We start from the raw sequence: 24,417 nt of genomic DNA, 5'->3' as shown, positions 1-24,417 counted from the left end.
AAGCGCTCCAGTGCTTATCTTTCAGCCTCCCAAAGAAGAAGCTCTCGCGCCCAATGGTTGATCACTCCATGCAATCCTCCCCCCGCAACTCCCGCCGCTGGCTGTTCGGCCTGCTCGTGCTGCTGGTCATCGCCGGCCTGTGCTGGAAATTCTGGCCCGGCAGCCACAAGGACGCCGACGCGAAAAAACCGGCTGGGCATGCCGGCAAGTCGGGGATGATGCGCCCGGGCTTCGGCGGGTCTACCGGCCCGATCCCGGTGCGTGTGGCGCCTGCGGTGCTGGGGGAATTCCCGGTGTACTACAAGGCCTTGGGCACGGTGACGGCGCTCAATACCATCAATGTGCGCAGCCGGGTGGGCGGCGAGCTGGTGAAGATCGCCTTTGAAGAAGGGCAGATGGTCAAGGCGGGCGACCTGCTGGCCGAGATCGACCCGCGCAGCTACCAGAACGCCTTGCTCCAGGCCCAGGGCACGCTGATGCAGAACCAGGCCCAGCTGAAAAACGCCCAGGTCGACGTCGAGCGTTATCGCGGCCTGTACGCCCAGGACAGTATCGCCAAGCAAACCCTGGACACCGCCGAAGCGCTGGTCCTGCAATACCAGGGCACGGTCAAGACCAACCAGGGCGCGGTGGACGACGCCAAGCTCAACCTCGAATTCACCAAGATCCGCGCGCCAATCAGTGGCCGCGTCGGCTTGCGCCAGGTCGACGTCGGTAACCTGGTCGCTGCCAATGACACCACGTTCCTCGCGGTCATCACCCAGACCCAGCCGATCAGCGTGGCGTTCACCCTGCCGGAAAACACCCTGGAAACCGTGCTCGCCCGCTATCACGCCGGCAACAAGCTGCCCGTCGAAGCCTGGGACCGTGGCGACGTGAAGCAGCAGGCCACAGGCGTGCTGCAAAGCCTGGACAATCAGATCGATGTCACCACCGGCACCCTGAAATTCAAGGCGCGGTTCGATAACAAGGACCAGGCACTGTTCCCGAATCAGTTCGTCAATGTGCACCTGCTGGCCGACACCCTGCACAATGTGGTGCTGGCGCCGTCGGCGGCGATCCAGTTCGGCAACACCGGCACCTTTGTCTACGTGCTCGACGGTGACAAGAAGGTCAAGGTCCAGCCCCTGGTGGTCGGCGATACCGACGGCGACAACACGGTGATCAAGGAAGGCCTGAAGGCCGGCGACCGTGTGGTGCTCGAAGGCACCGACCGCCTCAAGGACGGCAGCGAAATCGAAGTGGTCAACGACAGCAGCGAAGTACCGACCACCCCCACCGAACACCTGCAGGGCCAGCCGGCAGCTAAAGGGGAGACCGGCGCCGCCGCCGGCAAGGCGCAAAAGGTCGGTTCATGAACCTGTCGCGGCTGTTTATCCTCCGCCCGGTCGCCACCACGCTGAGCATGCTGGCGATTGTGTTGGCCGGCATCATCGCGTATCGCCTGTTGCCGGTATCGGCGTTGCCCCAGGTGGACTACCCGACCATCCGGGTGATGACCCTGTACCCCGGCGCGAGCCCCGATGTGATGACCAGTGCGGTGACCGCGCCGCTGGAGCGCCAGTTCGGGCAAATGCCCGGTCTCACCCAGATGGCGTCCACCAGCTCCGGCGGCGCGTCGGTGCTGACCCTGCGCTTCAACCTCGACATCAATATGGATGTTGCCGAGCAACAGGTTCAGGCCGCGATCAACGCCGCCACCAACCTGCTGCCCAAGGATTTGCCGGCGCCGCCGGTGTACAACAAGGTCAACCCGGCGGATACCCCGGTGCTGACGCTTGCGATCACCTCCAAGACCATGCTGCTGCCCAAGCTCAACGACCTGGTCGACACGCGCATGGCGCAGAAAATCGCGCAGATCAGCGGCGTCGGCATGGTCAGCATCGCCGGCGGCCAGCGCCAGGCCGTGCGCATCAAGGTCAACCCCGAGGCCCTGGCGGCGAACGGCTTGAACCTGTCGGACGTGCGCACCCTGATCGCCGCCTCCAACGTCAACCAGCCCAAGGGCAACTTCGACGGCCCCACGCGAGTGTCGATGCTGGATGCCAACGACCAGCTGGTCTCGCCGCAGCAATATGCCGAACTGATCCTGGCCTACAACAATGGCGCGCCGCTGCGCCTTAAAGACGTGGCTGAAATTGTCGACGGTGCGGAAAACGAGCGCCTCGCCGCCTGGGCCAATGAAAACCAGGCCGTGCTGCTGAATATCCAGCGCCAGCCGGGTGCCAACGTGATCGAGGTGGTCGACCGCATCAAGGCGCTGCTGCCGAGCATCACCGACAACCTGCCGGCCGGCCTCGATGTGACGGTGCTGACCGACCGCACCCAGACCATCCGCGCCTCGGTCACCGATGTGCAACACGAATTGCTCATCGCCATTGCCCTGGTGGTGATGGTGACGTTCCTGTTCCTGCGCCGGGTCAGCGCCACGATCATCCCGTCCATTGCCGTGCCGCTGTCGCTGGTGGGTACCTTTGGCGTGATGTACCTGGCCGGTTTCTCCATCAACAACCTGACGCTGATGGCCCTGACCATCGCCACCGGCTTCGTGGTGGACGATGCGATCGTGATGCTGGAGAACATCTCGCGCTATATCGAGGAGGGCGAGACACCCTTGAATGCTGCGCTCAAGGGCGCCAAGCAGATCGGCTTCACCCTGATATCCCTGACCCTGTCGCTGATCGCGGTGTTGATCCCGCTGCTGTTCATGGCCGATGTGGTGGGGCGGCTGTTCCGCGAATTTGCCATCACCCTGGCCGTGGCGATCCTGATTTCCCTGGTGGTGTCGCTGACCCTCACGCCAATGATGTGCGCGCGCCTGCTCAAGCGTGAACCCAAGGAAGAGGAGCAGGGCCGTTTCTACAAGGCCAGCGGCGCCTGGATCGACTGGCTGATCGAAGCCTACGGGCGCAAGTTGCAGTGGGTGCTCAAGCACCAGCCGCTGACCCTGCTGGTGGCCATCGCCACGCTGGGCCTCACCGTAGTTCTCTATCTGGTGGTGCCCAAGGGCTTCTTCCCGGTGCAGGACACTGGCGTGATCCAGGGGATTTCCGAAGCCCCGCAGTCGATTTCCTTTGCGGCCATGAGCCAGCGCCAGCAGGAGCTGGCGAAGATCATCCTCGCCGACCCGGCGGTGGAAAGCCTGTCGTCGTATATCGGCGTGGATGGCGATAACGCCACGCTGAACAGCGGTCGCCTGCTGATCAACCTCAAGCCCCATGGCCAGCGCGACTTGAGCGCGGCCCAGGTGATCACCCGCCTGCAACCGGAAATCGACAAGATGGTCGGCATCCGCCTGTTCATGCAGCCGGTGCAGGACCTGACCATTGAAGACCGCGTCAGCCGCACGCAGTACCAGTTCAGCATGTCCTCGCCGGACGCCGACCTGCTGGCGCTGTGGAGCGACAAGCTGGTGCACGCCCTGAGCCAGATGCCGGAACTCACCGACGTGGCCAGCGACCTGCAGGACAAAGGCCTGCAGGTGTACCTGGTAATCGACCGTGATGCGGCCTCGCGCCTGGGTGTCAGTGTGTCGACCATTACCGACGCGCTGTATGACGCCTTCGGCCAGCGGCAGATTTCGACCATCTATACCCAGGCCAGCCAGTACCGCGTGGTGCTGCAGGCGCAGTCCGGGGAAACCCTCGGCCCTGCGGCGCTGAACCAGATCCACGTGAAAACCACCGATGGCGGCCAGGTGCGGCTGTCGAGCCTGGCCCATGTGGAGCAGCGCCAGGCGCAACTGGCGATTGCGCATATCGGCCAGTTTCCGGCGGTGATGATGTCGTTCAACCTGGCCCCCGGCGTCGCGCTGGGCAAAGGCGTGGAGCTGATCAACCAGGCGCAGAAGGACATCGGCATGCCGGTGGGCGTGCAGACCCAGTTCCAGGGCGCGGCGCAGGCGTTCGAGGCGTCGTTGTCGAGCACCTTGCTGCTGATCCTGGCGGCGGTGGTCACCATGTACATCGTGCTCGGCGTGCTCTACGAGAGCTACATTCACCCGATCACCATCCTGTCCACGTTGCCGTCGGCGGCGGTGGGAGCCTTGCTGGCGTTGCTGCTCAGCGGCAATGACCTGGGCATGATCGCGATCATCGGCATCATTTTGCTGATCGGTATCGTGAAGAAGAACGCGATCATGATGATCGACTTCGCCCTCGACGCCGAACGCAACCAGGGCCTCGACCCGCAGACCGCGATCTACCAGGCGGCGCTGTTGCGTTTCCGGCCGATCCTGATGACCACCCTGGCCGCGCTGTTTGGTGCGGTGCCGCTGATGCTGGCCACCGGTTCCGGTGCCGAACTGCGTCAGCCCCTGGGCCTGGTGATGGTCGGCGGTTTGCTGGTGAGCCAGGTATTGACGCTGTTCACCACGCCGGTGATCTACCTGTACTTCGATCGCCTGGGCCGTCGCTGGCGCAAAGAGCCGCAAAGCCTGGAGCCGGTTGAGTCATGAATTTGTCCGGACCGTTCATTCGCCGGCCGGTAGCCACCATGCTGCTGAGCCTGGCGATCATGTTGCTGGGGGGCGTGAGCTTCAACCTGCTGCCGGTGTCGCCGTTGCCGCAGATCGACTTCCCGGTGATCGTGGTGTCGGCCAGCCTGCCGGGGGCCAGCCCCGAGGTGATGGCGTCCACCGTGGCCACGCCGCTGGAGCGCTCCTTCGGCGCGATTGCTGGCATCACCACCATGAGCAGCTCGTCGAGCCAGGGCTCCACGCGGGTGATCCTGGCATTTGACTCCGACCGCGACATCAACGGCGCGGCGCGAGAAGTGCAGGCGGCAATCAATGCTTCGCGCAACCTGCTGCCCAGCGGCATGCGCAGCATGCCCACCTACAAGAAGATCAACCCGTCCCAGGCACCGATCATGGTGCTGTCGCTGACCTCGGACGTGTTGCAGAAGGGCCAGTTGTACGACCTGGCGTCCACCATCCTTTCGCAAAGCCTGTCCCAGGTGCCGGGCGTGGGCGAAGTGCAGATCGGCGGCAGTTCCCTGCCGGCGGTGCGCATCGAACTGGAACCCAAGGCCCTCGACCAGTACGGCGTGGCCCTGGACGACGTGCGCAACACCATCGCCAACGCCAACCAGCGGCGGCCCAAGGGCTCCCTGGAAGACAGCGAGCGCAACTGGCAGATCCAGGCCAACGACCAGCTGGAAAAAGCCAAGGACTATGAGCCGCTGCTGATTCGCTACCAGAACGGCGCAGCCCTGCGCCTGGGCGATGTTGCGAAGATCAGCGACGGCGTCGAAGACCGCTACAACAGTGGTTTCTTCAACAATGACTCGGCGGTGCTGCTGGTGATCAACCGCCAGTCCGGCGCCAACATCATCGAGACCGTCAGGCAGATCAAGGCGCAACTGCCGGCGTTGCAGGCGGTGCTGCCGTCCAGCGTCAAGCTCAGCCTGGCCATGGACCGCTCGCCGGTGATCACCGCCACGTTGCATGAAGCCGAGATGACCTTGCTGATTGCGGTGGGGCTGGTGATCCTGGTGGTCTACCTGTTTCTCGGCAACTTCCGTGCGTCGCTGATCCCGACCCTGGCGGTGCCGGTGTCGCTGGTGGGCACGTTCGCGATCATGTACCTGTACGGATTCTCGTTGAACAACTTCTCGCTGATGGCGCTGATCCTTGCCACCGGCCTGGTGGTCGACGATGCCATCGTGGTGCTGGAGAACATTTCCCGGCATATCGACGACGGCGTGCCGCCGATGAAGGCGGCGTACCTGGGCGCCCAGGAAGTGGGCTTCACCTTGCTGTCGATGAACGTGTCGCTGGTGGCGGTGTTCCTGTCCATCCTGTTCATGGGCGGCATTGTCACCAACCTGTTTCGCGAGTTTTCCATCACCTTGTCGGCGGCGATCATTGTGTCGCTGATTGTTTCGCTGACCCTGACGCCGATGCTCTGCGCGCGCTGGCTCAAGCCGCACGTGAAAGGGCAGATGACCGGCCTGCAGCGCTGGAGCCAGAAGATCAACGACCGCATGGTCGCCGGCTACGCCACCAGCCTCGACTGGGTGCTGCGCCACCGCCGCCTGACCCTGCTCAGCCTGTTGCTGACCATCGGCGTGAACGTGGCGCTGTACGTGGTGGTGCCGAAAACCTTTATGCCGCAGCAGGACACCGGTCAGTTGATCGGTTTTGTGCGCGGTGATGACGGGCTGTCGTTCAGCGTGATGCAGCCGAAGATGGAAACCTTCCGCAAGGCCGTGCTCAAGGACCCGGCAGTGCTCAGCGTGGCCGGCTTTATCGGCGGCAACAACGGCACCAACAACGCGGTGATGCTGGTGCGGCTCAAACCGATCAGCGAGCGCAAGATTTCCGCCCAGGCGGTGATCGAGCGCCTGCGCAAGGATGTACCGCTGGTGCCGGGCGGGCGCCTGTTCCTGATGGCTGACCAGGACCTGCAATTTGGCGGCAGCCGCGACCAGACCAGCGCGCAGTACTCCTACATCCTGCAAAGTGGTGACCTGGCAGCGTTGCGCCTGTGGTACCCGAAAGTGGTCGCCGCCTTGCGCGAGCTGCCGGAGCTGACCGCCATCGACGCCCGCGAAGGGCGCGGCGCGGCCCAGGTCACGCTGATTGTCGACCGCGACCAGGCCAAGCGCCTCGGCATCGATATGAACATGGTCACGGCGGTGCTCAACAACGCCTACAGCCAGCGGCAGATCTCGACCATCTATGACAGCCTCAACCAGTACCAGGTGGTGATGGAGGTCAACCCCAAATACGCCCAGGACCCGATCACCCTCAACCAGATGCAGGTGATTACCTCCACGGGCGCACGGGTGCCGTTGTCGACCATTGCCCATTATGAAAACAGCCTGGCGGATGATCGCGTCAGCCACGAAGGCCAGTTCGCCTCGGAAAACATCGCCTTCGACATGTCGCCCGGCGTCACGGTGGAGCAGGGCACGGCCGCCATCGAGCGGGCGATTGCCAAGGTCGGCCTGCCGGAAGACGTGATCGCCAAGATGGCCGGTACTGCCGATGCCTTCGCGGCCACGCAGAAAGGCCAGCCGTTCATGATCCTCGGCGCGCTGGTGGCGGTGTACCTGGTGTTGGGCATCCTGTATGAAAGCTACATCCACCCGCTGACGATCCTCTCGACCCTGCCGTCGGCCGGGGTTGGCGCCATGCTCGCCATCTACCTGACCGGGGGCGAGTTCAGCCTGATCTCCTTGCTGGGGCTGTTCCTGCTGATCGGTGTGGTGAAGAAGAACGCGATCCTGATGATCGACCTCGCCCTGCAACTGGAACGCAACGACGGCATGGGGCCGCTGGAGTCGATTCGCAGTGCCTGCCTGCTGCGTTTGCGCCCGATCCTGATGACCACGTTGGCGGCCATCCTCGGGGCCTTGCCGCTGCTGCTTGGCACCGGCGATGGCGCGGAAATGCGCCACCCGCTGGGCCTGACCATTATTGGCGGCCTGGTGTTCAGCCAGGTCCTGACCCTCTACACCACCCCGGTGGTCTACCTCTATCTCGACCGCGCGCGCCACCGTTTCAACGCCTGGCGCGGCGTGCGCACCGATGCTGCCCTGGACACTGCGCTATGACTGACTCAATCAACGCCAACGCACCGCATCCGGTTGCCGTGGCGGACCTCGACAACGCGCCTTGCTCCGCAGGCGCCGGCTTGCCGGCGAAACCCCCTCGGACACCGGGTGTGCCCCGGCTGGGCGCGTTTTCGTTGGCGACCTTCGCGAGCAAACTCGCGCCTACGATGGGGCTTGCGCTGCTGCTCAGCGCCTGTGCCGTCGGCCCGGATTACAAGCGCCCGGAAGTGGTCGAGCCAGCACAGTTCAAGGAAGCCCAGGGTTGGCGCCAGGCGACGCCGAGCGATTCCCTGGCCCGTGGCGCCTGGTGGGAGTTGTACGGCGATCGTCAACTCAATGACCTGGTGTTGCGCCTGAACAACTCGAACCAGACCGTGGCCCAGGCCGAGGCGCGCTTTCGCCAGGCCCAGGCCCTGGTGCGCAGTTCGCGCGGGGCGTTTTACCCCACTGTCGACCTGAGCGCCGGCAAAACCCGCGCGAGCCAGGGCACTGGCAGCAGTAACGCCAGCCTCAGCAGTTCCAGCAGTGGCATCCGCGACACCCTCAATGCGCAGTTGGGCGTGAGTTGGGAGGCGGATATCTGGGGCAAGTTGCGCCGTGGCCTGGAAGCCAACGAAGCCAGTGCCGAGGCCAGCTCGGCCGACCTCGCGGCGATGCGCCTGAGCCAGCAGTCGGAACTGGTGCAAAGCTATCTGCAACTGCGCGTGATGGATGAGCAGACGCGCCTGTTGCAAGCGACCCTGGAGACTTATCAGCGCTCCCTGCAAATGACCGAAAACCAATACCGTGCCGGCGTCTCCGGCAAGGATGCGGTCGCCCAGGCGCAGACCCAGCTCAAGACCACCCAGGCCAGCCTGATCGACCTGATCTGGCAGCGCGCCCAGTTGGAAAATGCGATTGCCGTATTGATCGGCGAGGCTCCGGCCAACTTCAACCTGGCGGTGAGCAAGGACATCCCGGCGCTGCCGCAGATTCCGGTGAGCCTGCCGTCGCAACTGCTGGAACGCCGCCCGGATATCGCCTCGGCCGAACGTTCGGTGATCGCCGCCAACGCGAATATCGGCGTGGCCAAGGCAGCCTACTACCCGGACCTGAGCCTGAGCCTGGCCGGCGGCTATTCCAGCAGCACCTACGCCGACTGGATCAGCCTGCCGAACCGCTTCTGGTCGGTGGGCCCCAAGCTGGCCATGACCCTGTTCGACGGCGGCCAGCGCTCGGCGGAAGTCGACCGCAGCGTGGCCTCCTATGACGAAACCGTGGCCAAGTACCGCCAGACCGTGCTCGACGGCTTCCGTGAAGTGGAAAACTACATGGTGCAGCTCAAGGTGCTGGAAGACGAAGCAGTGGTGAGCAATGAAGCACTCGACGCCGCGCGCGAGTCACTGCGCCTGACCCAGAACCAGTACAAGGCCGGGCTGATCGCCTACCTGGACGTGGTAACGGTACAGGCCACCGCGCTGAGCAATGAGCGCACCGTGCTGACCTTGCTGCAGACGCGCCTGGTGGCCAGCGTGCAACTGATCGCCGCGTTGGGCGGTGGCTGGGATGGGCAAACGCCCATTGCCGAAAAGGACTGACCCCCCCCCAATCCACTGCCGGCGCCGACTTGCCGGCGATAGCTTCACTCGGTGTTTCTGACGGACCGAGTGTGCCTATCGCCGGCAAGCCAGCACCTACGCAGAGGCGGCGTCTGCAGTGCCTTGCGCAGCGGCCGCGAGCCAGATGATTGGCGTCAAATTGCCACTAATGGCGCTCTGATAATTAATCAAGTGCTCAAGAATTAATCTCGCTACAATCGCCCGCTTTGCCATTTCGCACGGGTCTCTCGGGCCCGTTGTGTACGAGAAGTCCCATGCTCATCGGTAGTTATTCCCCCTCGCTCGTCGTGATTTCGCTGTTTGTCGCGATTCTCGCTTCCTACACCGCCCTGGACCTGACCGGTCGTCTCGCGACGGCCAAGGGTCGCGCCGTTTACCTATGGATGGCCGGCGGGGCGTTGGCGATGGGAGTGGGCGTGTGGTCCATGCACTTTATCGGCATGCTGGCGCTGCGCCTGCCGTTTGCCCTGGGGTTTGACCTGGGCATTACCGCGCTGTCGTTATTGATCGCGGTGTTGTCCAGTGGTTTTGCCTTGTGGTTGGTCAGCCAGCCACGACTGCCCGCGTGGCAGCTGGCCTTGGGTGCGCTGATCATGGGGGCCGGCATCGCCAGCATGCATTACACCGGCATGGCCGCGATGCGCATGACCCCCGGCATCGACTACGACCCTACCTTGTTTGGCGCCTCGTTGCTGATCGCGGTGGTGGCCTCCGGTGCAGCGCTGTGGATTGCGTTCAATCTGCGCCGCAACACCCCCTACGTGCGCCTGGCCCGGGGCGGCGCGGCGGTGGTGATGGGGATCGCCATCGTCGGCATGCACTACACCGGCATGGCGGCGGCGCAATTTGCCGATGAGAGCTACTGCGGCGCCGCGTTGAGCGGCTTGAGCGGCAAGGGCCTGGATAACCTGGTGCTGGTGACCTCGTTGGCGGTGTTGATCATCGCGTTGCTGACCTCACTGCTCGACGCGCGCCTGGAAGCCCGCACGGCCGTACTCGCCGACTCGCTGACCCTGGCCAATCAGGAACTCACCCACCTGGCGTTGCACGACATGCTCACCGGCTTGCCCAATCGCACGTTGCTGGCGGATCGCATTCAACAGGCCATGCAAGCGGTCAAAGAGCAGGGCGGTTGCTTCGCGCTGATGTTTATCGACCTCGACGGCTTCAAGCCGGTCAACGATGCCTTTGGTCACCATATGGGCGACCAACTGTTGCGCGAAGTCGGCCTGCGCCTGCGCGAGGACCTGCGCAGTCAGGACACCCTGGCGCGCATCGGCGGGGATGAGTTTGTGTTGCTGGTGCAACTGACCCAGCCGGATGACGCCCTGGGCCTTGCTGAGCGCCAGGTGGTACTGATCAACCGCGCGTTCCAGGTGGCCGAGCATGAACTGAAAATCTCCGCCAGCGTCGGCATCGCCATGTTCCCGGGCAATGGCAGCAGCCCCCAGGAACTGCTGATGAACGCCGACGCCGCGATGTACCACGCCAAGGGCATGGGCAAGAACGGCTACAGCTTTTTCGATGTGTCGATGAATACCAATGCGCGCAAGCAACTGCAGTTGCTGCAGGACCTGCGCAATGCCGTCGAGCAGCAGCAATTTCGCCTGTACTACCAGCCCAAGTTCGATGCGGTCAGTGGCATCCCGGTCGGTGCCGAGGCGTTATTGCGCTGGGAGCATCCGCAACAGGGCCTGTTGCTGCCGGCGATCTTTATCGAGCTGGCGGAAAAGACTGGCCTGATCATTCCGATTGGTGAGTGGGTGCTCGACGAAGCCTGCCGCCAGATGAGTCTGTGGTATGCGCAGGGCTATGAAGACTGGCGCATCGCCGTGAACCTCTCGGCGCTGCAGTTCTGCCATGCCGGGCTGGTCAAAAGTGTCGCCACGGCACTCGCGCGGCACCAGTTGCCGGCCAACAGCCTGACCCTGGAAATCACCGAGACCACCGCCATGAGCGATGCCGATGCGAGCATGACGGTGTTGCAGCAGTTGTCGGAAATGGGCGTGGATTTGTCCATTGACGATTTCGGCACCGGCTATTCCAGCCTCATGTACCTCAAGCGCTTGCCCGCCAACGAGTTGAAGATCGACCGCGGCTTCGTGCGTGACCTGGAGCACGACAGCGACGATGCCGCCATCGTTTCGGCGATCGTTGCCCTGGGCCAGGCCCTGGGCTTGCGGATTGTCGCCGAGGGGGTGGAGACCGATGTGCAGCAGAATTTCCTTACGCGGCTGGGGTGTAATTCCCTGCAGGGCTACCTGCTCGGCCACCCGCTGCCGGCCGACAGTTTCATGCTCGACATCCAGCGTGCCGAAGAGGCAGTCGCGCCTGACAAAAGCCGTGCGTGACGGTTAGTATTGGATCCAACCATAACCATCAGGTTGGATCAGGAGACCGCACGCATGGACAAAGTTGTCATCATCACCGGGGGTAGCCGCGGGATTGGCGCCGAGACGGCACTGCTGGCAGCTCGCGAGGGCTATCGCATCTGCATCAACTACCAGTCCGATGAAACCGCCGCCCACAGCGTCCTCGAACAGGTGCGTGCCTTGGGCGCCCAGGCGATTGCCGTGCGTGCGGATGTCAGCATTGAAGATGAGGTGATCGCGCTGTTCAACCGAGTGGATGCCGAGTTGGGGCGTGTCACCGCATTGGTCAACAACGCCGGCACCGTCGCGCACAAGGCGCGGGTCGATGAAATGTCTGAATTCCGCATCCTGAAAATCATGAAGACCAACGTGCTCGGCCCGATCCTCTGCGCCAAGCACGCGGTGCTGCGCATGTCGCCCAGGCATGGCGGGCAGGGTGGCAGTATCGTCAACGTGTCATCGGTGGCGGCGCGCCTGGGTTCGCCGGGGGAGTACGTTGACTATGCGGCCTCCAAGGGCGCACTCGACACCTTTACCCTGGGCCTGTCCAAAGAGGTCGCGGGCGAGGGCATTCGCGTCAACGCGGTACGCCCGGGGTATATCTTCACCGACTTCCACGCCTTGAGCGGCGACCCGGACCGCGTCAGCAAACTCGAATCCGGTATCCCCATGGCCCGTGGCGGACGCCCGGATGAAGTCGCGGAAGCGATTATCTGGTTGCTGTCGGACAAGGCCTCGTATGCCACCGGTACGTTCCTGGACCTGGGCGGCGGCCGTTGATGTTGGGGTGAGGGAGCAAGCGCCCTCGCCACAAGGCATCGGGATCAGAAGGAGCGGACGATCCGCCCCAAGGTCTCCATGGCTTTTTCCGACGCTTCAGTCCACGGGCTGCCGTAGTTCAGGCGGATGCAGTTGCGAAAGCGCTGGGTAGCCGAGAAGATCGGGCCCGGCGCAATGCTGATGCCTTGCGCCAGCGCCATCTGGAACAACTTCAATGAGTCGGTTTGCTCGGGCAATTCCAGCCACAGGAAATAGCCGCCGGCCGGTTGGCTGACGCGGGTCTGGGCTGGGAAGTAACGCGCAATGGCGGCGAGCATGGCGCTTTGCTGTTCCTCCAGGGCATAGCGCAATTTGCGCAGGTGCCGGTCGTAGCCGCCGTGCTGCAGATAATCGGCAATCGCCGCCTGGGCCGGCATCGATGGGCACAGCGAGGTCATCAGCTTCAGGCGTTCGACTTTCTGCGCATAGCGCCCGGCGGCCACCCAGCCCACGCGATAGCCGGGCGCGAGGCTCTTGGCGAAGGAGCCGCAGTGCATCACCAGGCCCTCGGTATCAAACGCCTTGGCCGGTTTCGGCGCGTGTTGGCCGTAATACAACTCGGCGTACACATCGTCTTCGATCAGTGGCACCTGATGGCTGCGCAGCAGTTCTACCAGCGCCTGCTTCTTGGCCTCTGGCAGCGTCGCGCCCATCGGGTTCTGGAAGCTGGTCATGGTCCAGCAGGCCTTGATCGGGTAGCGCTCCAGGGTTTGTGCCAGCGCGTTGAGGTCAATGCCGTCGCGCGGGTGCACGGGGATTTCGACTGCCTTGAGTTTCAGGCGTTCGAGCACTTGCAGGCAGGCGTAGAACGCCGGTGCCTCGATCGCGACCAGGTCGCCGGGTTCCGTCACGGCCTGCAGGCACAGGTTGAGTGCTTCGAGGGCGCCATTGGTGATCAGCAGTTCTTCCATGGGCAGCATCAGCCCGCCGACCATGTAGCGCAGGGCAATCTGCCGACGCAGTTGCGGGTTGCCCGGCGACATGTCGGTGACCACCAGGCGCGGGTCCATCTCGCGGCTGGCGCTGGCCAGGGAGCGGGCCAGGCGCGGCAGCGGGAACAGCATCGGGCTGGGGAAGGCCGAGCCGAACGGCACGGTGTTGGGGTCCTTGATCGAGTCCAGCACCGAGAACACCAGTTCGCTCACGTCCACTTCAGTGGACTCGTGCACGTGCTCGCTCACCACCGGCTCGGAAAACGGGCTCGGTGCGTGGGTATTGACGAAGTAACCCGAGCGCGGCCGGGCGCGGATCAGCCCACGTCGCTCCAGGAGGTAATACGCCTGGAACACCGTCGATGGGCTGACGCCGTAAGTCTGGCTGGCATAGCGCACCGAAGGCACACGCTGGCCGGGGCCGAGCACGCCGGAGCGGATCAGTTCTGCAATGTCGTCGGCAAATTTTTCGTAGCGTTTCATGGGGGCCTAATCAGCTTTTTGAAAGTGTACGCAAGTCCATGGCAGGCGCCGGCAAGTCAGCGCCACAGTTGAATCGCCACTGGGTCGGATAGACCTCAGCGGTTCAGCGGGGCGACAAAACGGCTGTCGGCCGCGCTGTAGATCCAGGGTTCATCCACATCCGTGACCTTGAAACGCAAGGTCTGCGAGCTGCTGGTCGGTTTGTCGGCCAGCAGGGCCACGGACACCGGCACATCGCTGATCTCCCCAGGCGCCAGGCTGATCTCGGTCTTGCCCTGCAACTGGAAGCCTTCGCCGTCCACCAGCTCCAGGCGGTAATCCTGGCGTTGCTGGGTCTTGTTGATGACCTTGAGGCTGTAGATATTCTCGATCAGGCCCTGGGCATTTTCGCGGAACATGCCGCGGTCCTTGGTCACATCCAGCGACACCATCGGCCGTCCCACCAAGGCCACCACCAGCGCGGCAATCATCACCAGCAGCGCGGCACTGTAGCCGATCAGGCGTGGCCTGAGCAGATGAGTCTTGCCGCCTTGCAGTTGATGTTCGGAGGTGTAGCTCACCAGGCCGCGCGCGTAACCCATCTTGTCCATGATCGAGTCGCAGGCGTCGACACAGGCCGCGCAACCGATGCACTCCATTTGCAGGCCGTCGCGGATGTCGATACCGGTGGGGCACACCTGCACGCAGAGCTGGCAGTCGATGCAATCCCCCAGGCCGACGTCGGCCGGCCTGGCCTCACGTTTGCGCGGGCCACGGCTTTCGCCACGGGCGGCGTCATAGGAGATGGTCAGCGTGTCCTTGTCGAACATCACACTCTGGAAGCGCGCATACGGGCACATGTGCATGCACACCGCTTCGCGCAGCCACCCGGCGTTGAGGTAGGTGGCGGCGGTGAAGAACAGCACCCAGAACAGGCTGACGCCGCCCATTTGCCAGGTCAGCAGCTCGGCGGCCAGCGGGCGGATGGGCGTGAAGTAGCCGACAAAGGTCAGCCCGGTGAGCACGCTGATGCCCAGCCACAGGGTGTGCTTGGCCGCGCGCCGCGCCAGTTTGTTCACGCTCCACGGCGCCGCTTGCAACTTGATACGTTGATTGCGCTCGCCTTCGGTGACTTTCTCACACCACATGAACAGCCAGGTGAACGAGCTTTGCGGACAGGTGTAGCCGCACCACACGCGGCCGGCGAACACGGTAATCGCAAACAGGCCGAAGGCGCAGATGATCAGCAGCGCTGACAACAAAATGAAATCCTGGGGCCAGAAGGTCGCGCCAAAGATATGGAATTTGCTCTGCGCCAGGTCCCAGAGTACCGCCTGGCGGTCGCCCCAGTTCAGCCACACGGTGCCGAAGAAGGCCAGGAACAGCAAGCCGGCACCGCCGATACGCAAGGTGCGGAACAGGCCGGTGAAGCTGCGGGTATGAATCAGGTTGTCGCTGGATTTGGCCTTCACCTTCTTTGGGTGTATGGGCACAAAGGTTTCCACGGTTGGGATTCTTTCGCTCATGGTCGTTCGCTCATCAGCCTCCATCAGGCGGATGAACTATGCGCGTGGCGCTGTGTGCATAACAGACTCAGCTAGGGCGATAAAAAGGGGATCAGATAAGGGCTTCAAGCGCCGCTGCGACAATGTGCTGCACCCCGTTGCATCAGGGGTGCAGCGCTATCCTGGGCGTGCTGATACAGATCAATTAAATCAACGAACCAGGTTCTTCGGCCTTCACATGTTGGCGCCCGTCGTGGGCGCCGGCGACCGTGAGCGCATCGGCCTCGGCTTCAGTGATATAGATCCGCTCGGCCGCCAATTCCACGTAGGACATGGATTTTTCGATGTCGGTGACGATATTGACCCGTGTCGCCGGCACGCTCTGTTCCTGGCCATTGTCATCGAGCATGAAGTAGCACAGCTGGTTTTCGATACGAATGGGCATGCCGTTCTCCTTTCTCATGGGCTATGAACGTTAGGGCGCAGCGATGTGCGCGGGTTCAAGGCAACTGACTGGCGGTCGCCGCTGTCCATCGTTGACCCATAAAGACAAAAAGGACGGCATCCATGGACGCCTGGTGGCAAGAAGTGTGGCAAACCCTGCAAGCTGAATTTGCCGATATCGGCGATGCGAAACAACTCACCCAAATCACCGTGCGCCTGCTGATCGCTGCGGTCCTGGGCGGCATTCTCGGCTTTGAGCGCGAGAGCAAGGGCAAGGCCGCGGGCGTGCGCACCCACATGCTGGTGGCCTTGGGCGCGGCGCTGTTCGTGATGGTGCCGCAGATGTCCGGCAATCAGGCCGATGCCATGAGCCGCGTGGTCCAGGGCGTGATTGCCGGGATTGGCTTCCTCGGCGCCGGGACCATCATCAAGGGCAAGGATGAGGAAGAAGGGCACGTGAAGGGCCTGACCACCGCCGCCGGCCTTTGGATGACCGCTGCGATTGGGGTCTCGGCCGGGTTGGGCCGGGAATCGACAGCGGTGCTGAGTACCTTGCTGGCTCTGCTGGTGTTCAGCGTGATGCCAAAAATCGTCAAGCGTTTTGAGAAGGGCTGACAATTACGGGCGGCATGGTGGTCGGCGGCTCCTCCACGGGTGGCGGGTCTTGGGGCGGGTCTTGTTCCGGAATCGGCTCCGGCTCGGTGGGTGGCAGCGTCGGGTTGTCGATATTCGGGTCCGGGGTTTCTGCCGGGATCGGGATATTCATCGGTGTGGCCTCCTTTGTGCTTTGCTCTATCGGTGGACAGCCGCCGGGGCGATTTGATTCCCGCTCAATGGCCGCACATCCACCTGAACTTTTCCCGGTGAGGCAGGCTCGGACCTTATACGGCCCTGCTCAGGGAGAGCGGCGTCGTCTCAGAATTCAGATCAAGCAAAGAGCGTCCACAGGGCGTAAGGGGAAGATGCTCGATGACTGCTGAAACACAGGTTCCAGAAGAATCCCTCTTGCCGCTGTCCCAGGCACTGTTGCTGCCCAGGATCGCGATCGAAAGCACCACCCCCGTGATCGATGGCGGCGAATTCGCCGTCAAGGCGGTGGTTGGCCAGCGCATTGACGTTACCAGCAAAGTCTTTGCCGACGGCCACGACAAGCTGGCGGTGCTGATCCGCTGGCGCCCGCTGCACCAGGAACACTGGCACAGCGTGGTGATGAACGACGTGGGCAACAATGGCTGGGAGGGCGGGTTCACCGTCAGTGACCAAGGCCCCCACGAATATTGCATTGAAGCCTGGATCGATACCTTCGCCAGCTTCTGCTACGAACTGCGCAAGAAACATGAGGCCGGGGTACCGGTCAGCCTGGAGTTGCAGGAAGGCCGCAGCCTGGTGCTGCAGGCCGCCGAACGCAGCGACAACGAGTTGCGCGACCGCCTGATGCTGCTGCACCACGAACTCTCCGGCCTGCTGGAAACCGAGCAGGTCGCGCAGTTCCTGCACGAAGACAGTGCACATTTGATGACCCAGGCCGACCACCGTGCCTATTTGAGCATCAGCCGTGTCTACCCGATTGATGTCGAGCGCGAGGCGGCTCAGTTTGCCAGCTGGTACGAGCTGTTTCCGCGCTCGATCACTGACGATCCCGCCCGCCACGGCACCTTTAACGATGTGCACTCGCGCCTGTCGATGATCCACGACATGGGATTCGACGTGCTGTATTTCCCGCCGATCCACCCCATCGGCCGCAGCCACCGCAAGGGCAAGAACAATTCCCTGACCGCCGGTCCGGAGGATCCGGGCAGCCCGTATGCCATCGGCAGCGAGGAGGGCGGCCATGAGGCAATCCATCCGCAATTGGGCAGCCGCGATGACTTCCGGCGCCTGGTCAAGGCCGCCGCCGATCACGGCCTGGAAATCGCCCTGGACTTCGCCATCCAATGCTCCCAGGACCATCCGTGGCTCAAGCAACACCCGGGCTGGTTCAACTGGCGCCCGGACGGCACGATCAAATACGCCGAGAACCCGCCGAAGAAATACCAGGACATCGTCAACGTCGACTTCTATGCCGCCGACGCAATCCCGGGCCTGTGGACCGAATTGCGCGACATCGTGGTGGGCTGGGTGGAAGAGGGCGTGAAGACTTTTCGCGTCGACAACCCTCACACCAAGCCGCTGCCGTTCTGGCAATGGCTGATCAGCGACGTGCGATCCAAGCACCCCGACGTGATCTTTCTCGCCGAGGCGTTCACCACGCCGGCAATGATGGCGCGCCTGGGCAAGGTCGGCTATTCCCAGAGCTACACCTATTTCACCTGGCGCAACACCAAGGCCGAACTCGGTGAGTACCTGACGCAGCTGAACCAGTCGCCGTGGCGTGAATGCTACCGGCCGAACTTCTTCGTCAACACGCCGGACATCAACCCCGGCTTCCTGCACGAATCCGGTCGGCCGGGGTTTCTCATCCGCGCCGCACTGGCGACCATGGGCTCGGGCCTGTGGGGCATGTATTCGGGTTTCGAGCTGTGCGAAGCGGCGCCGGTGCCGGGCAAAGAGGAATACCTGGACTCGGAGAAATACGAGATCCGTCCACGGGACCTCACTGCGCCCGGCAACATCATTGCCGAGATCGCCCAACTCAACCGCATTCGCCGACAGAATCCGGCCTTGCACACGCACTTGGGCCTCAAGCTCTACAACGCCTGGAATGACAACATCCTGTATTTCGGCAAACGCAGCGAGGATGGCAGCAACTTCATCCTGGTGGCCGTCAACCTCGACCCGTTCAACGCCCAGGAAGCGCATTTCGAGCTGCCGCTATGGGAGTTGGGCCTGCCCGACGATGCCCAGACCCAAGGCGAAGACTTGATGAACGGCCATCGCTGGACCTGGTACGGCAAAAACCAGTGGACCCGCCTGGAGCCGCATATGCCGTTCGGGATCTGGCGCCTCACTGTTGCCTGAGACCGTCTCCCCTGCAGGCGCCGGCTCGCCGGCGATGGCAGCGGGCCTGACACCTTTTTTTCGCTGAAACACCGCGACCGCCGGCAAGCCGGCTCCGACACGGGTTCGCGGTGTTTCAAGTGGATGTTCACGCATTTCAGGAGTTTCCAATGGCGAAGAAACCCAAGGCTGCCACCTTTATCAAAGACCCGCTCTGGTACAAGGACGCGGTGATCTATCAGGTTCACGTCAAATCCTATTTCGACTCCAACAACGACGGCATCGGTGACTTTCCCGGGCTGATCGCCAAGCTCGACTACATCGCCGACCTGGGCGTGAACACCATCTGGCTGCTGCCGTTCTACCCCTCGCCGCGCCGCGACGATGGCTATGACATTGCCGAGTACCGGGGCGTGCACAGCGACTACGGGACCATGGCCGACGCCAAGCGCTTTATCGCCGAGGCCCACAAGCGCGGATTGCGGGTCATCACCGAGTTGGTGATCAACCACACCTCGGACCAGCACCCCTGGTTCCAACGCGCGCGCAAGGCCAAGCCCGGTTCGGCGGCGCGGGACTTCTACGTATGGTCGGATGATGACCAGAAGTACGACGGCACACGCATCATTTTCCTCGACACCGAAAAATCCAACTGGACCTGGGACCCGGTCGCCGGCCAGTACTTCTGGCACCGCTTCTATTCCCACCAGCCGGACCTCAATTTCGATAACCCGCAGGTGATGAAAGCCGTGCTGTCGGTGATGCGCTACTGGCTGGACATGGGCATCGACGGCCTGCGCCTGGACGCGATTCCCTACCTGATCGAACGCGATGGCACCAACAACGAAAACCTTCCTGAAACCCATGGCGTGCTCAAGCAGATCCGCGCCGAGATCGACGCGCATTACCCCGACCGCATGCTGCTCGCCGAGGCCAACCAATGGCCTGAAGACACCCAGCTGTACTTCGGTGACCGCAAGGGCGATGACGGTGACGAGTGCCATATGGCCTTCCACTTCCCGCTGATGCCGCGCATGTACATGGCGCTGGCCCAGGAAGATCGCTTCCCGATCACCGACATCCTGCGCCAGACCCCGGAGATCCCCGCCAACTGCCAATGGGCGATTTTCCTGCGCAACCACGATGAACTGACCCTGGAAATGGTCACCGACAAAGAACGCGATTACCTGTGGAACTACTACGCCGCTGACCGCCGCGCGCGGATCAACCTGGGTATCCGCCGGCGCCTGGCGCCGTTGGTGGAGCGTGACCGTCGACGTGTCGAACTGCTCAACAGCCTGTTGCTGTCGATGCCAGGCACACCGACCCTGTATTACGGCGATGAAATCGGCATGGGCGACAACATCTACCTGGGCGACCGTGACGGGGTGCGCACGCCGATGCAGTGGTCCATCGACCGCAACGGCGGTTTTTCCCGCGCCAACCCGGCGAGCCTGGTGTTGCCGCCGATCATGGACCCGCAATACGGCTACCAGTCGGTCAACGTCGAAACCCAGGCCCAGGACCCACACTCGCTGCTCAACTGGACCCGCCGCATGCTTGCGGTACGCAAGCAGTCCAAGGCGTTCGGCCGTGGCAGCCTGAAAATGCTCTCGCCAAGCAACCGCCGCATCCTCGCCTACACCCGCGAATTCACCGGCGACGATGGGCGCACCGAAATCATCCTGTGCGTGGCCAACGTGTCGCGCAGTGCCCAGGCGGCCGAACTGGACCTGTCGGCCTTCGCCGGCATGGTACCGGTGGAGATGCTGGGCGGTAATGCGTTCCCGCCGATTGGCCAGCTGAATTTCCTGCTGACCCTGGCGCCATATGGCTTCTATTGGTTCGTGCTGGCGGCGGAAAACCAGATGCCGAGCTGGCATGTGGAACCGGCGCAAAGCATGCCGGACTTCACCACGCTGGTGCTGAAAAAACGCATGGAAGAGCTGCTCGAAGAGCCGTGCCGCACGACCCTGGAGCAGACCTCGCTGCCGGCCTGGCTGCCCAAGCGGCGCTGGTTTGCCGGCAAGGACACGGCCATCGACAGCGTGCGCATCGTCTATGGCGCACGCTTTGGCGACCCGCAGCACCCGGTGTTGCTCAGTGAGCTTGAGGTGACCGCCGGTGGCCAGGTCAACCGTTATCAGCTGCCATTCGGCTTTCTCGGCGAAGACCAGTTCACCAGCGCCTTGCCACAGCAACTGGCGCTGGCCCGCGTGCGCCGTGTGCGCCAGGTCGGGTTGGTGACGGATGCCTTCAGCCTTGAGCACTTCATTCGCGCGGTCATCCAGGGCCTGCAAGCCGGCACCGTGCTGAACACCAGCGATGGCGACCTGCGTTTTGAAGCCACGCCGCACCTGCCCAAGTTGCAGCTCAATGACGAGTCGGTGGTGCGCTACCTGTCGGCCGAACAATCCAACAGTTCAGTGGTGGTGGGCGAAAGCCTGGTGCTCAAACTGATCCGCAAAGTCAGCGCCGGGGTGCACCCGGAGCTGGAAATGAGCGCCTACCTGACCGCCGCCGACTACCCGAACATCTCGCCATTGCTGGGCTCGATGGTGCGCCGCGATGCGGCGGGCGACGACAACCTGTTGATGATTGCCCAAGGCTACCTGAGCAACCAGGGCGATGCCTGGAGCTGGACCCAGAACAACCTCGAACGCGCGATCCGCGACGAACTCGCCGAAGCCATTTCCGAGCAGGAACAGCACTACAACGCCCTGGGCGAACTGGCCGACTTTGCCGGATTGCTCGGGCAGCGCCTGGGCGAAATGCATGGGGTACTGGGCGCGAAGACCACCAACAAAGACTTCAAGCCCGAGGTCACCACAGTCAAGGACACCCAGGCCTGGGCCAAGGATGTCGGTGCACAGATCGACCGCGCCCTGCAATTGCTCAAGCTGCACCAAAGCCAATTGAACCCTGGCGATCAGGCGCTGGTCAGTGAATTGCTGGCGCAGAAAAAAGCCATCGCCAGCCATGTGCAGGCCTTGGCGAAAGCCACGCTGGGCGGCCTGCGCATTCGTGTCCACGGTGATTTGCACCTGGGCCAGGTGCTGGTGGTGAAGGGCGATGCCTACCTGATCGACTTTGAAGGCGAGCCTGCGCGGCCGCTGCATGAGCGCCGGGGCAAGCACAGCCCGTACAAGGATGTGAGCGGGGTGTTGCGTTCCTTTGATTACGCGGCGGCGATGGCGCTGAATGTGCAGGGCGTGGATCACTCGTCGGAGGCGGACGTTGCCCGCAAGCGCGTGACCGATCGTTACCTGAAAGAAGCGCGCCAGGCATTTATCCAGGCTTATCAGGCAGCTACGTCTACACTGGCGCATGACTGGCAGGATGCCAAGGGCCAGGACGCTGCGCTGACGTTGTTCAGCCTCGAGAAGGCCGCGTATGAAGTGGCTTACGAGGCGGAAAATCGCCCGACCTGGCTGCCAGTGCCCCTGCAAGGGTTGCACGGCTTGCTGAGTGGGCTTGTACCTATATCGAAAACTGTACGCGGTGGGGAGACGTCATGAGCTTTACACATAAAGAACCGCTGCAGCCGAAATTGACTGCATTGCCGGCGTCCAACGACGTCGAAGCGCTGGTGCGCGCCGAGCACCATGATCCGTTCTCGATCCTGGGACCGCACGATGACGAGCAGGGCGGCCAGTTTATCCGCGCCTTCCTGCCGGAAGCCCTCAGTGTGCAGGTGCTGGCACGCGACAGCGGCGAGCAGATCGGCAGCCTCGATGCGACCCAGGTGCCGGGTTTGTTTGTCGGGCACTTCGCGACTCGCCAGGACTACCTGCTGAAAATCCAGTGGGCGGGCGGTGAGCAGATCACCGAAGACCCCTACAGCTTCCAGCAACTGCTGCTGGGTGAAATGGACCTGTACCTGTTTGCCGAAGGCAATCACCGCGACCTCGGCAGCTGCCTGGGCGCCCAGGTGACCAGCGTCGACGGCGTGGAGGGCGTGCGATTTGCCGTGTGGGCGCCGAATGCCCGGCGTGTGTCGGTGGTCGGCGACTTCAACATCTGGGACGGGCGTCGGCACCCGATGCGCCTGCGTCATCCGTCCGGTGTATGGGAGATCTTTATCCCACGCCTGCAACCGGGCGCAGCCTACAAATACGAAATTCTCGCTGCCAACGGGATCCTACCGCTCAAGGCCGACCCGATGGCGCTGGCGACCCAACTGCCGCCGGACACCGCCTCCAAGGTCGCGGCGCCGTTGCAGGTGGACTGGCAGGACCATGCGTGGATGCAGTCGCGCGTCGAGCGCCAGAAGACCACCGCGCCGCTGTCGATCTACGAGCTGCACGTGGGTTCCTGGCAGTGCGAACTGGACGAGGCGGGCGAGGTCTCGCGCCAATACAACTGGCGCGAGCTGGCCGAACGGCTGGTGCCCTATGTGCAGCAACTGGGCTTCACCCACGTTGAACTGATGCCGATCATGGAGCACCCGTTCGGCGGCTCCTGGGGGTATCAGGCGCTGTCGCAATTCGCCCCGACGGCACGCTTTGGCTCGCCGGAAGACTTTGCCTACTTCGTCAATGCACTGCATCAGGCGGATATTGGTGTGATTCTCGACTGGGTGCCGGCGCATTTTCCTACCGATACCCACGGTCTGGCGCAGTTCGATGGCACCGCGCTGTATGAATACGCCAATCCGCTCGAAGGCTTCCACCAGGATTGGGACACGCTGATCTACAACCTGGGCCGCACCGAAGTCCACGGCTTCATGCTGGCTTCGGCGCTGCACTGGCTCAAGCACTTCCACATCGATGGGCTGCGCGTGGATGCCGTGGCGTCGATGCTGTACCGCGATTATTCGCGCAAGGCCGGCGAATGGGTACCCAATCGCCACGGCGGTCGCGAGAACCTCGAAGCCATCGACTTCCTGCGCCACCTCAACGACGTGGTCGCCCTGGAGGCGCCCGGCGCGCTGGTGATTGCCGAAGAATCCACCGCCTGGCCCGGCGTCAGCCAGCCCACCCAACAGGGCGGCCTGGGTTTCAACTACAAGTGGAACATGGGCTGGATGCACGATTCGCTGCACTACATCCAGCAGGACCCGGTGTACCGCGCCCATCACCACAATGAACTGAGCTTCGGCCTGGTGTATGCCTGGTCCGAGCGTTTCATCCTGCCGATTTCCCACGATGAAGTGGTGCACGGCAAGCACTCGTTGATCGACAAGATGCCCGGCGACCGCTGGCAGAAATTTGCCAACCTGCGTGCTTACCTGGCGTTCATGTGGATGCACCCTGGCAAGAAACTGCTGTTCATGGGCTGCGAATTCGGCCAGTGGCGCGAGTGGAACCACGACCAGCAGCTGGATTGGTACCTGCTGCAATACCCGGAACACCGCGGCGTGCAGAAACTGGTGGGCGACCTGAACCGCCTGTACCGCGAGGAACCGGCCCTGCACGAACAGGACGACGCGCCCCAAGGCTTCCAATGGCTGATCGGCGACGATGCGATCAACAGCGTGTATGCCTGGCTGCGCTGGAGCAAGGATGGCAAGCCGGTGCTGGTGGTTGCCAACTTCACCCCGGTGCCGCGTGAGGCGTACGCCGTCGGGGTGCCGTTTGCCGGGAGCTGGAGCGAAGTACTCAACAGCGATGCCGACCTGTATGCGGGCTCCAATTACGGTAACGGTGGCACCGTTTCCACGCGTGATGAGCCGCGTCATGGGCAGGCGGTCTCGCTGTCCTTGAATCTGCCGCCGTTGGGTGTGTTGATTCTGCGGCCCCAAGCGCTTTAAAGCGCTCTACACGGCTGGATTCTGTTGTCCGCGCTA

The 24,417-nt window shown here is 63.0% G+C and carries 14 protein-coding genes; 10 read left to right on the top strand and 4 right to left on the bottom strand.

Annotated elements, in window-relative coordinates:
* Positions 1-53: 53 nt before the first annotated feature.
* The 6 genes from AC07OJ_RS21675 to AC07OJ_RS21650 all read left to right on the top strand — a co-directional run bounded on the left by AC07OJ_RS21675 (position 54) and on the right by AC07OJ_RS21650 (position 12,310).
* A complete protein-coding gene (locus AC07OJ_RS21675) occupies positions 54-1,358 on the top strand; it encodes an MdtA/MuxA family multidrug efflux RND transporter periplasmic adaptor subunit (protein ID WP_495095161.1) in 1,305 nt (434 codons plus the stop codon).
* The gene (locus AC07OJ_RS21670; protein ID WP_065906631.1) at positions 1,355-4,456 is read left to right on the top strand and encodes an MdtB/MuxB family multidrug efflux RND transporter permease subunit; all 3,102 of its coding nucleotides are present in this window, start codon (positions 1,355-1,357) and stop codon (positions 4,454-4,456) included. The genes AC07OJ_RS21675 and AC07OJ_RS21670 overlap by 4 nt, the downstream gene beginning before the upstream one ends.
* A complete protein-coding gene (locus tag AC07OJ_RS21665; protein ID WP_065906633.1) occupies positions 4,453-7,560 on the top strand; it encodes an efflux RND transporter permease subunit in 3,108 nt (1,035 codons plus the stop codon). Before AC07OJ_RS21670 ends, AC07OJ_RS21665 begins: the two co-directional genes overlap by 4 nt.
* 167 nt (positions 7,561-7,727) lie before the next feature.
* The gene (locus AC07OJ_RS21660; protein ID WP_226939992.1) at positions 7,728-9,137 is read left to right on the top strand and encodes an efflux transporter outer membrane subunit; all 1,410 of its coding nucleotides are present in this window, start codon (positions 7,728-7,730) and stop codon (positions 9,135-9,137) included.
* A 275-nt stretch (positions 9,138-9,412) separates the two neighbouring features.
* A complete protein-coding gene (locus tag AC07OJ_RS21655) occupies positions 9,413-11,509 on the top strand; it encodes a putative bifunctional diguanylate cyclase/phosphodiesterase (protein WP_495095160.1) in 2,097 nt (698 codons plus the stop codon).
* A gap of 54 nt (positions 11,510-11,563) precedes the next feature.
* Positions 11,564-12,310 carry an SDR family oxidoreductase gene (locus AC07OJ_RS21650; RefSeq protein ID WP_065906637.1) on the top strand — a complete coding sequence of 249 codons (747 nt, stop codon included), beginning with the start codon at positions 11,564-11,566 and terminating at the stop codon, positions 12,308-12,310.
* A 44-nt stretch (positions 12,311-12,354) separates the two neighbouring features.
* On the opposite strand, the gene mapR is transcribed toward AC07OJ_RS21650, so the two are convergent.
* The 3 genes from mapR to AC07OJ_RS21635 form a co-directional block, all read right to left on the bottom strand.
* Positions 12,355-13,764 carry a GntR family transcriptional regulator MpaR gene (gene mapR / locus AC07OJ_RS21645; RefSeq protein ID WP_065906638.1) on the bottom strand — a complete coding sequence of 470 codons (1,410 nt, stop codon included), beginning with the start codon at positions 13,762-13,764 and terminating at the stop codon, positions 12,355-12,357.
* A gap of 95 nt (positions 13,765-13,859) precedes the next feature.
* Complete coding sequence (gene ccoG / locus AC07OJ_RS21640; protein ID WP_495095159.1) at positions 13,860-15,269, bottom strand: cytochrome c oxidase accessory protein CcoG; 1,410 nt, start codon at positions 15,267-15,269, stop codon at positions 13,860-13,862.
* Between the two features lie 184 nt (positions 15,270-15,453).
* A complete protein-coding gene (locus tag AC07OJ_RS21635; protein ID WP_495095158.1) occupies positions 15,454-15,693 on the bottom strand; it encodes a DUF3203 family protein in 240 nt (79 codons plus the stop codon).
* Positions 15,694-15,815: 122 nt separating this feature from the next.
* On the opposite strand from AC07OJ_RS21635, the gene AC07OJ_RS21630 reads away from it, so the two are divergent.
* A complete protein-coding gene (locus AC07OJ_RS21630) occupies positions 15,816-16,307 on the top strand; it encodes an MgtC/SapB family protein (RefSeq protein ID WP_065906642.1) in 492 nt (163 codons plus the stop codon).
* Here AC07OJ_RS21630 and AC07OJ_RS21625 read toward each other — a convergent pair.
* Positions 16,285-16,458, bottom strand: a complete 174-nt coding sequence (locus AC07OJ_RS21625; protein ID WP_315413253.1) for a hypothetical protein — start codon at positions 16,456-16,458, stop codon at positions 16,285-16,287. The two genes, AC07OJ_RS21630 and AC07OJ_RS21625, sit on opposite strands and share 23 nt — an antisense overlap.
* Positions 16,459-16,661: 203 nt before the next feature.
* Here AC07OJ_RS21625 and AC07OJ_RS21620 point away from each other — a divergent pair, with 203 nt between their 5' ends.
* The 3 genes from AC07OJ_RS21620 (at position 16,662) to glgB (ending at position 24,381) form a co-directional block, all read left to right on the top strand.
* Positions 16,662-18,650, top strand: coding sequence for an alpha-1,4-glucan--maltose-1-phosphate maltosyltransferase (locus tag AC07OJ_RS21620; protein WP_495095157.1), 1,989 nt, complete (start codon positions 16,662-16,664; stop codon positions 18,648-18,650).
* 149 nt (positions 18,651-18,799) lie between these two features.
* Positions 18,800-22,147 (top strand): maltose alpha-D-glucosyltransferase, encoded by a 3,348-nt coding sequence (gene treS, locus AC07OJ_RS21615; protein ID WP_495095156.1) that lies wholly within the window; start codon positions 18,800-18,802, stop codon positions 22,145-22,147.
* Positions 22,144-24,381, top strand: coding sequence for a 1,4-alpha-glucan branching protein GlgB (gene glgB / locus AC07OJ_RS21610; protein WP_495095155.1), 2,238 nt, complete (start codon positions 22,144-22,146; stop codon positions 24,379-24,381). Before treS ends, glgB begins: the two co-directional genes overlap by 4 nt.
* The last annotated feature ends 36 nt before the right edge of the window (positions 24,382-24,417 follow it).

This window comes from Pseudomonas sp. GW821-FHT09C08 (genome assembly GCF_059418125.1).
This window is presented reverse-complemented; position numbering and strand designations above follow the sequence as displayed.